The organism is Mycobacterium sp. (genome assembly GCF_035499775.1).
Taxonomy (GTDB): Bacteria; Actinomycetota; Actinomycetes; order Mycobacteriales; family Mycobacteriaceae; genus Mycobacterium.
In genome coordinates, this window is record NZ_DATJYB010000090.1 from 1 (window position 1) to 8,636 (window position 8,636).

The 8,636-nt window shown below is 64.4% G+C and carries 10 protein-coding genes, 1 tRNA gene and 1 pseudogene; 6 read left to right on the top strand and 6 right to left on the bottom strand.

The features are described 5' to 3' along the window. Positions 1-363: 363 nt before the first annotated feature. Positions 364-570: pseudogene (locus VML93_RS05620) on the top strand (3-ketosteroid-9-alpha-hydroxylase); the annotation flags it as partial. A gap of 79 nt (positions 571-649) precedes the next feature. Beyond that, on the top strand, positions 650-940 hold the full coding sequence (locus tag VML93_RS05625) for a ferredoxin (RefSeq protein ID WP_325608524.1): 291 nt from the start codon (positions 650-652) through the stop codon (positions 938-940). A 186-nt stretch (positions 941-1,126) separates the two neighbouring features. On the opposite strand, the gene VML93_RS05630 is transcribed toward VML93_RS05625, so the two are convergent. Further along, entirely contained in the window at positions 1,127-1,981 is an 855-nt protein-coding gene (locus tag VML93_RS05630; RefSeq protein ID WP_325608526.1) for a mycofactocin-coupled SDR family oxidoreductase, read from the bottom strand. 385 nt (positions 1,982-2,366) lie between these two features. Here VML93_RS05630 and VML93_RS05635 point away from each other — a divergent pair, with 385 nt between their 5' ends. The 4 genes from VML93_RS05635 to VML93_RS05650 all read left to right on the top strand — a co-directional run bounded on the left by VML93_RS05635 (position 2,367) and on the right by VML93_RS05650 (position 6,120). Beyond that, the gene (locus tag VML93_RS05635; RefSeq protein ID WP_325608528.1) at positions 2,367-2,870 is read left to right on the top strand and encodes an SRPBCC domain-containing protein; all 504 of its coding nucleotides are present in this window, start codon (positions 2,367-2,369) and stop codon (positions 2,868-2,870) included. Positions 2,871-3,064: 194 nt separating this feature from the next. Continuing rightward, positions 3,065-4,192, top strand: a complete 1,128-nt coding sequence (locus VML93_RS05640; RefSeq protein WP_325608530.1) for a hypothetical protein — start codon at positions 3,065-3,067, stop codon at positions 4,190-4,192. A 3-nt stretch (positions 4,193-4,195) separates the two neighbouring features. Continuing rightward, positions 4,196-4,978, top strand: coding sequence for an SDR family oxidoreductase (locus VML93_RS05645; RefSeq protein ID WP_325608532.1), 783 nt, complete (start codon positions 4,196-4,198; stop codon positions 4,976-4,978). After that, complete coding sequence (locus tag VML93_RS05650) at positions 4,975-6,120, top strand: sulfotransferase (protein WP_325608534.1); 1,146 nt, start codon at positions 4,975-4,977, stop codon at positions 6,118-6,120. Before VML93_RS05645 ends, VML93_RS05650 begins: the two co-directional genes overlap by 4 nt. Positions 6,121-6,181: 61 nt before the next feature. On the opposite strand, the gene VML93_RS38495 is transcribed toward VML93_RS05650, so the two are convergent. The 5 genes from VML93_RS38495 to VML93_RS05675 form a co-directional block, all read right to left on the bottom strand. Then, positions 6,182-6,322, bottom strand: coding sequence for a hypothetical protein (locus VML93_RS38495; protein WP_414686288.1), 141 nt, complete (start codon positions 6,320-6,322; stop codon positions 6,182-6,184). Between the two features lie 185 nt (positions 6,323-6,507). Further along, entirely contained in the window at positions 6,508-6,732 is a 225-nt protein-coding gene (locus VML93_RS05660; protein WP_325608536.1) for a hypothetical protein, read from the bottom strand. 92 nt (positions 6,733-6,824) lie between these two features. After that, positions 6,825-6,897: transfer RNA gene (locus VML93_RS05665), tRNA-Ala, on the bottom strand. Positions 6,898-6,954: 57 nt separating this feature from the next. After that, positions 6,955-8,001, bottom strand: a complete 1,047-nt coding sequence (gene glpR / locus VML93_RS05670) for a gephyrin-like molybdotransferase receptor GlpR (RefSeq protein WP_325608538.1) — start codon at positions 7,999-8,001, stop codon at positions 6,955-6,957. Positions 8,002-8,213: 212 nt separating this feature from the next. Then, positions 8,214-8,636, bottom strand: a 423-nt coding sequence (locus VML93_RS05675) for a GNAT family protein (RefSeq protein ID WP_325608540.1), incomplete at its 5' end; no start/stop codon positions are given.

Sequence of the window (8,636 nt, forward strand, 5' to 3'; positions counted from 1 at the left end):
CGCGCCCACCGATCACCCCATGCGACTCCCGGTAGCGCCAGGTTCTCTGGTCGATGGTCGAGTTGATGCCACTCGTCGTAGCGACGGTGCAGATCGGGCTCCGGATTATCGAGCGCGACAAAGGAAAAGAACACCAGCGGACAGTCTCTCACGTCGCGGCCGCATCCAGAGCCGGTGCCGCCACACCCGCCAGCCCGGTCCTCAGCAAGGCGTGTGCGCCGGGTTGACCATCTAGGACGCGGCTGGTGCGTTTGGTGATCCTCCACCGGCCATCGATGCGCCGCAGCTCGAAATGGTACGGAAGACCACCAACTTGTGGCCGAAGGCGGTGACCGGATGCGGGGATGCATCACCGAAGGCCCTTGGGGCGGTGACGGCAGATGCAAGAACGTGCCCTACAGCAGGCGGGTACCTCGCTTGGCCCGCACGAAGACCTGGCCCACCGTTGAGTAGGACGGAATGCTCTTCGGATGGAACGACCCGGAACGCAAAGCGCCTCCGGCTGAGGTCACCGTTCCCCGCATCGAGGGACCCCGGACATGGTGGACCGCTTCGAGTTTGAATTGGACACCACCCGCCCAACTGAGGCGTGGATGAGAGAGATCGAAGACAGCATGGCAGCCAAGACCGCCGCGTCGGGAACCGTGGGATGACCCTGCGCGCCGACAACCGACTGGCGGACGCACCTATGACGGCCGTGCGCCGCGAGCGCTGCGCCGCTGAGGTCCTGGTCCGCAAGAGCAGCTGGAATCAGACCAGCGTCCAGTGGGATGGTGCCGCATCGGCATGCTGTCCCGAGCGTGCCGACGCCGAGCGATTAGGCGCCTACGGAGGACGTGGATTGTTTCTGACATGTTCTGCCCTCAGCGCCTCGATCATCGACGCAGCACGGCACGGCGAATTGCCGATCGTCGACGGAGCGCCCTCAGCGACCAAATAGGGTTGGGGCAGTCGCATCGAAATGTGCTGCCTTTTCGTCGATGGGCATGTTTCGTCGCGGTGTAAGGCGAGGCCCACTTGTTAGCAGGTCGGCTCCGTCTACGAATCACGCTGTCCAGCAACACCACTCGTGTGACCAGAGCCGACTGTAGGGACCGGGATATCCCTTCCACAGTGAAGGGGCTGCTCAATACTTCAACACCCCTCGGTCGACCGCGATCTGGGAGCCCGACAGTGTGGCGGAACCGTCCCCGGCCAGCCAGGCGACGACGTCGGACACTTCGTCCGGCGCCATGAAGTCGTCGTGGCGCGTCTTGCCGTCCCGGTTGAGCAGACGATAGGGCATCCGGGCAAAGCTATGTAGGTAGTTCGGGTACGTGCCGAAGATGGTCATCATCGCGTCCTGCTCGATCATCGCAGTATCGACCGAGTACGGGTGAATGGAGTTCACCCGGATCCCGAACTCGCCCGCCTCAATCGCCAACGCATTGGTCAGTCCGACCAGGCCGTGCTTGGACGCCGAATAGTGCCCATTACCCGGGGTGGCTTTCAGGCCGGCTACCGAGCTGACGATGACGATGGAACCGCCATTGCCGGCTTCGATCATCGCCGGGACCACCGCCCGTACCGTGCGCCACGTCCCCGAGAGGTTGACCTCGATAACGGTGTCCCACTGCTCCTCGGACATCTCCCACAACCGTCCCCAGCTCAGTACCCCGGCGTTGGCCACCAGAATGTCCAGACGCCCGAACTGCTCGACGGCGTCGGCCACCACCTGGCGGGTAGCGGCGCCGTCGCGAACGTCGACCTCACGGGCGAGGACCTTTCGTCCCTCGGCCTCGACGGCGTGCACCGTGTCGGCGAGCTCCTCAGGGGTGGCCGCCGCATAGGTGATGGTGTTAGACACCGCCGCACAGATGTCGATGGCAATGATGTCGGCGCCTTCGCGGGCCAGCCGCACGGCGTGGGATCGTCCCTGCCCGCGGGCCGCGCCGGTGACAACGGCTACTCGCCCACGCAGCGATCCATTAGGTGGTGTCACTAGTGTTCCTTTCCTCGGCGCATCCTGGTTCTGAGGTCATGCCTTGGTGCGCATTGACGATTCGCGGTGAAGCAGGGGGGCAGGGCCCCGTTATGCGCGCCCTGCGATTGGACACCAGTGGGTGGCCGCCCCGGATCGTTCGTTCCGGCCACTGGGCGGTCACTTTAAGTCTGGTGATCTCACCTGTCCGCTCCAACGGCCGAGCCCCGGGGCGACGGTCCGGCCGGCCGACGGCGGTGCGACAGCCTCGATCTCGACTAATCGAACATCGGGATCCCGCTGACTGGCACAGCGCGCTCACTGTCCAACCCGCCTGTGCCAGCATCCGGCTCGATAACTGTCGAGCGGCGAGCCGTCTGCTCGCACTTCGCGATTGGAAGGTCTGATGTCTGAACTGCTCATTCCCGACTATGACTTAGCCACGCTCGTGTGCTCTATCACTGTCGAGATCGGCGCTTCCTGCGGCGTCGTTTGGGATGTCCTCACCGACCTCGACAACTACCACCAGTGGAATCCGTTCTGCCTATCGGCGATATCGACGCTCGAGTTGGGTGCCGCAGTGGAAATGGTTCTCGCCGACTACTCGGGCGTGGGCGGCACGTTCCCTAATACCGAGTACGTGTGTGCGTTCGTTCCCGAGCGACTGCTGTCGTGGGAGCTCAGAGCCACTGCGGAGTCGCCGCAAGCGGCGCGGCGCGACCAGGTCCTCGAGCCCATCGGTGCTGACAGCTGCCGCTATCACTCCACGGATGCATTCCTAGGGGACCGCGCGCACGACATCATGGCCGAGACCGGCGCCTGGGTGAAACGCGCATTCGACGACACTGCCCGCGCACTGAAACAACGCAGCGAACACCTCCAGGCCGAGCGCACGTCCGCGATGCGCTAACCGTCCTGCCGCCAGTTCAATCGAGGGCAGATCGCCCCAAACCCCCTGAGCCAAGCCAGATTGCGCAGCCAGGGCGATCATTGGGCTCAGCTAACTTACAAAGCCGCTCGAAATGACCAACTTTACCAAGAAAGCGTCCCGCTGAGTGGACGCTGCCGATTTCACCCGGTACAGCCCGCCTAACGTCCGCGGGTATGTTCTCCGACCCCCTCATAAGCGGGATCGCCGAAGCCGAACAGCTGATCGCGGCCGCGCCGCACATCGAGGGTGACGCCGACCTGCTCGAAGGTCTGCAATACCTGGCCGGCGGGGTGGCGGCCTGTACGCACATTGCTCTCAATCAGCACGAGGACCATCCCTTTTTGCTGTCCGGTACCGGACCGTTCACCAAGATGGGACTCGACAATCCCGACACCCTCTACTTCGGCACCAAGATGCGAGCGGGCCACGAGTACGTGGTCACCGGCGTCCGCGGCACAACCACCGACCTGAGTTTTCAGTATCTCGCCGGGCAGTACACCGATGACAATGTTCCGGCCAGCGAAGTGGCCTTCGACGACCGTGAACTCGACATCGCACCCGACGGTAGTTTCGAATGGCGCTTTCAGCCAACGCAGTCCGGGCAGCTGGTGATCCGCGAGGTCTACAACGACTGGTCAGCGCGGCGAGGATCGCTGGCCGTCTACCGCACCGACACCGTCGGCACCGCTCCCCTGCCACCGACGCGCGACCTGGTCGAGACGCAGTTCGCTTCCGCGGCATCCGAACTCGTCAACCGGGTTAAGACCTGGCTGAAGTTCCCGCAGTGGTTCTACCTGGACCTTCCGGTGAACACCCTGGTGGCCCCGCGTGTCACCCCCGGTGGGCTGACCACCCAGTACTCGTCGGCCGGACACTTCGACCTTCGCGCCGACCAGGCGCTGATCATCACGCTTCCGATCAACGACGCACCGTATCAGGGCTTCCAGCTGGGCAGCATGTGGTACATCTCGCTGGATTACATCAACCACCAGACGTCGCTGAACGGCGTTCAGACGCAAGTCGATCCGGACGGCAAGGTTCGCATCGTCGTCGCCGATCGCAATCCCGGTGTGACGAACTGGGTCGAGACACTGGGCCATCGGCGCGGGTATCTGCAGTTCCGATGGCAGCGGTTGTCGCGTGAGATGGCAGAGGCCGATGGACCCACCGTGGAGCTGGTCGACTTCGACGCGGTACCTGCCGTCCTTCCGTTCTTCGCCGACAACAAGATCTCTGAAAAGGACTGGCAATCCCGAATCGCGCTGCGGCAAGCCCAAATCGGGCAACGAATGCTGGGCTGAGTAATGACGGGACTACTCACGAATAAAGTCGTCGTGATCAGCGGGGTCGGGCCAGGTCTCGGCACGACGCTCGCGCGGCGCTGCGCCGAAGAAGGTGCCGACCTGGTATTGGCTGCCCGATCGGCTACGCGTCTGCACGACGTCGCCAAGACCATCGCCGACATAGGCCGGCGTGCGGTGACGATGCGTACCGACATCACGGTAGACACCGACGTCGCCGACCTCGCCCGGTCGGCCCTGGCGGCCTACGGCAAGGTCGACGCCCTGATCAACAACGCGTTCATGTACCCATCGATGAAGTCGTTCGCCGAGACCACTTTTGCCCACATCCGGGACTCCATCGAATTGACCGTTCTCGGCGCGCTACGGATGACACAGGCGTTTACGCCTGCACTTTCCGAATCCAATGGATCGATCGTCAACCTCAGTTCGATGGTGATCAGGCATTCCGATCCGCTCTACGGTCCCTACAAACTGGCGAAGACGGCGTTGCTGGCGATGTCGCATTCACTGTCCAGCGAGCTTGGCCTTGACGGTATCCGTGTGAATTCGGTTGCGCCGGGCTATATCTGGGGACAGGTGCTGCAGGGCTACTTCGAGGAGCAGGCGCAGGAGTTGGGCGTCTCTGTCGATGAGGTCTATGCGGTCGCCGCGGCCAATTCCGACCTGAAGCGATTGGTCACCGAGGACGATGTCGCCTCGGCCATCTTATTTCTGATCAGCGACATGGCCGGCGGCATCACCGGCCAGACCCTTGATGTCAACTGTGGGGAGTACAAGGCATGACGGCACGAACCGATGTCGGCACCGTGGATGATCTGTGCGCCGAAGCCGTCGAGGCGGCCGGGCATGGTGATTTCGGTGCCGACGACGACAACTTCCGCGAAGCGCTCGCCGCGCTGCTCGACTCGTATGAGCGCGAAGCGAGCTTCACACCTCTGGGGGCCACGATGACGCGGCGCTACCTGCGCGCCGGACTGGTGGCCAGGCTGCTTAGCGAGGCCGCCTGGAGGCGCTACCCGGCGCACGCGGACGTCACGATCGAGCGCCCCATCTTCGTAACAGGGTTACCCCGGACCGGGACCACCGCGCTACACCGCCTCCTTGGCGCCGACCCAGCCCATCAAGGGCTGGAACTATGGCTTGCGGAGTATCCGCAGCCGCGTCCGCCACGTGAGGAGTGGGAATCTTATCCGGAATACCGCCAATTGCGGGCCTATTACGCGCAGGCTCACCGGGCGAATCCCGATTTCCTAGGTCTGCATTACATCGCCGAGGACGTCCTCGAAGAGTGCTGGCAGCTGCTTCGGCAGTCCGTGCACTCGGTGTCCTTCGAATCGCTGGCCCATGTGCCCACCTATGCGCGGTGGTTGGCGGAGCAGGACTGGGCGCCGTCCTTCCGGCGACATCGTAAGAACCTCCAACTGATCGGGCTCAACGACGTCGAAAAGCGTTGGGTGCTCAAGAACCCCAGCCATCTGTTCTCGCTCAACGCCATTCTGGAGGTGTACCCGGACGCACTCATCGTCCAATGCCATCGCCCGCCGGAAACCCTGCTGGCATCAATGTGCTCGCTGGCCGAGCACTCCACCGACGGATGGTCGAACACGTTCGTCGGCTCGCAAATCGGCCAGGACGTACTCGACACCTGGGCCCGTGCCATCGAACGCTTCAACACCGCCCGTGCCGGCCACAACCCGGAGCAGTTCTGCGACGTGGACTACTTCGACTTCGTTGCCGATCCAGTCGGCACCGCCCGCGGCGTCTATAAGCGCTTCGGCCTGCCGCTGACCGACGAGGCGGTGCTGGCCATGAAACAGGCCCACGCCGAGGGCAGTCACGGTCCCGGCGCGCCGAAGCACCGTTACTCGCTGACGGACTACGGTTTGACCACAGAGATGGTGCAGGCGCGGTTCGACGTGCGGTAGTTGCACCGACCCGCACGGCGCCAGATCTGCATCGACGACAGCAGGGCGCCGCGGCGGCGGCCTACACCACCACCGACACCGTGCCACCCGGACTCGCGTTGCCCGCCGGCATCAGCGGACCGATGCCCCCTGCCACAGCACCCGACGTGGAGAATGGCTGCTGCTCACCGCGTGCCACAACCTGCGAAAACTGTACGGCCACATCGGCGTCACCGGACTGGCCGCACTACCGGCCCGCTGAACCACCCACCAGATCACACCATCGCGCAGTCAAACACCCACGAGGGCTTCGTGGCTCGCGTTATCACCGAGCGTGCACCCAGATCGAGCACACCACCTCGAACGCGATCTCCACCCACAGTCGGCGACCCACACCCACCCGAAGCGCTACCGACCCACGCTCCTAGCGACCGTGAAGCATTCGGTACCGCGACTAGTGGCCGCCCAGACTTCCAACGCCTTCGCGGGGCTGGTCCGGTTCACCAGTTCCTGGAAGCGCAAGGCCTCTCGGTGCTCGTTGAACGAGCTACTGGTCTGCTTGCCGTTCTGCACGTAGAGCACCGCTGTATAGGAGGTGCCGTCTTGGCGAGTACGGACGCGAATGGGCGCCATGGCAGCGCACAATACACCCTCGTCTTGACGGAGGTCTTGACGTGACCGCGGCGTTCAGCCCGGTTCAGGCATGTGAGCTGCGGTTATTCCTGTGGAGCTAAGGGGATTCGAACCCCTGACCTACTCGATGCGAACGAGTCGCGCTACCAACTGCGCCATAGCCCCTGATCGCTAGCAGGCTACCAGTTCCAGGACACCGACCGCCGCGGGCGTTTCTGAAAGCTACTGGCCGACGGCGCGCGGCAGGTCCCGGGGGTAGCCGAAGTTGCGCATGGACACTGTGTCGTCGAGGTGCTCGAAGATCGGGTCCTCGTCGTCGATCTCGAGGACCACCGCGCCCGGGCGCCGCAACCGCGACGGGACCACCTCGTAGTCGCTGTCGTATGCGTTCTCCACGCCGAGCCGCGCACGTGCCATCCGCTGCGCCCGACGCCGGCGCACCTTCTCCTCGATGCGCGTCTGACGGCGCAGGTACCCCAGGTAGAGGACCGTGAAAGCCGTTGCGCTGCCACAGATCCACCAGGCGGCCGACGACACTTCGAACGCCGCTATCGCAGAGCCGATCAAGACGAGCGCCAGGCCCACCAGCAGGCGTTTGCGGAACGCGTATTTCCGCGCACTGACCGCCGCTGCGGTCTTCGAGTCGAACCGGCGCCGCCGGGATGCGGAGGGCGCAAAGCGTTCAGCCGGCTCCGACGAATCCTCGTCGTCTGCCTCGGGCTCCAAACCGGACGAGTCCTCGACGTATTCGTATTCGTCGGCCACCTCGTCCGAGTCGGAGTGCTCTTCGTCAGCCTCGGCTTCCGGCTCGGTCTCGACAGCAGCCTCGTCAACCGCACCCGAAGCCACCGGCTCGGCCGCCTCGGCGTCGACGCCGGCGGGCAGCGCCTCGGAATCCTCGACAATGTCGACGTCCAGGTAGTCGGGCTCGGCCGGCTCGGCGACCGCACCCTTCATAACGACCGGGCGCGCAGGTGCCTCTTCCTCGGAACCGACGTCGTCGCGGTCGGCATCGGCATACGCCCCGTCGACCGGCTCGTCTTCCCACTCGTCGTCCGGCTTCCATTCGGGGTCGCTGCGGTGACCGGCCGCCGGACCGGTCCGCTTGAGCAGGCGGGCGCCGGCACCTCCGTTGAGGACTCTCGTCGCCAACGCCACGTCGCTGGTCCGCCGCACTGCGTCACGTTTGCTGATCAGCATCGGCACCAGCACGAACAGCCAAAGCACCACGAGTGAAATCCACAACAAAGATTGCGGGATGCTCGGCATGATGACCTGCTCCTTTCGCGGCGATTCCCCGGCAAGGCCCATCGGTGGCCTGTGCGGCCGCGGCTAAACGCCCAGGACAATTACACACCTGTAATTTGCCCATTACAAGCACCAAGCGTCACTCGTGTCACGTTCGCAACACACCGAAATGCTGGGCTTTTGCCCCGGATACGACGCCGCGAATCCAGATCGCCGACCTCGAACGATTCCGATCAGGGCCAGCTGGCGTGGCCGGCGCGGACCAGGCTCGACGTCACCGACCCGTACACCTCTTCCACGGTGATGGCCACCAACAGGTGGTCGCGCCAGGCCCTGTCGACCTCGAGATAGCGGCGCAGCAGGCCCTCTTCGCGAAACCCGACCTTTGCCAGTACAGCGCGGCTCGCCGCATTCTCCGGGCGCACGGTGGCCTCGACACGATGCAGCATGACCGGACCGAAGCAGTGGTCGAGACCCAGCGCCAGCGCCCCGGTGGCCACCCCGCCGCCGGTCGCCGACTTCGCCACCCAGTAGCCGATCCACGCCGACCGCAACGCCCCATGCGTGACGTTGCCGATGGTCAACTGACCGCAGAACTGCCCGTCGAGCTCGATCACATACGGCAGCATGCGCCCCTTGTTGGCCTCCGCGCGCAG

What these genes read in the sequence shown, in the direction of transcription:
- VML93_RS05625 (WP_325608524.1), top strand. Translation starts at nt 650, where the DNA reads ATGACCCTGCGCGCCGACAACCGACTGGCGGACGCACCTATGACGGCC.
- VML93_RS05635 (WP_325608528.1), top strand. Translation starts at nt 2,367, where the DNA reads ATGTCTGAACTGCTCATTCCCGACTATGACTTAGCCACGCTCGTGTGC.
- VML93_RS05640 (WP_325608530.1), top strand. Translation starts at nt 3,065, where the DNA reads ATGTTCTCCGACCCCCTCATAAGCGGGATCGCCGAAGCCGAACAGCTG.
- VML93_RS05645 (WP_325608532.1), top strand. Translation starts at nt 4,196, where the DNA reads ATGACGGGACTACTCACGAATAAAGTCGTCGTGATCAGCGGGGTCGGG.
- VML93_RS05650 (WP_325608534.1), top strand. Translation starts at nt 4,975, where the DNA reads ATGACGGCACGAACCGATGTCGGCACCGTGGATGATCTGTGCGCCGAA.
- VML93_RS05660 (WP_325608536.1), bottom strand. Translation starts at nt 6,732, where the DNA reads ATGGCGCCCATTCGCGTCCGTACTCGCCAAGACGGCACCTCCTATACA.
- glpR (WP_325608538.1), bottom strand. Translation starts at nt 8,001, where the DNA reads ATGCCGAGCATCCCGCAATCTTTGTTGTGGATTTCACTCGTGGTGCTT.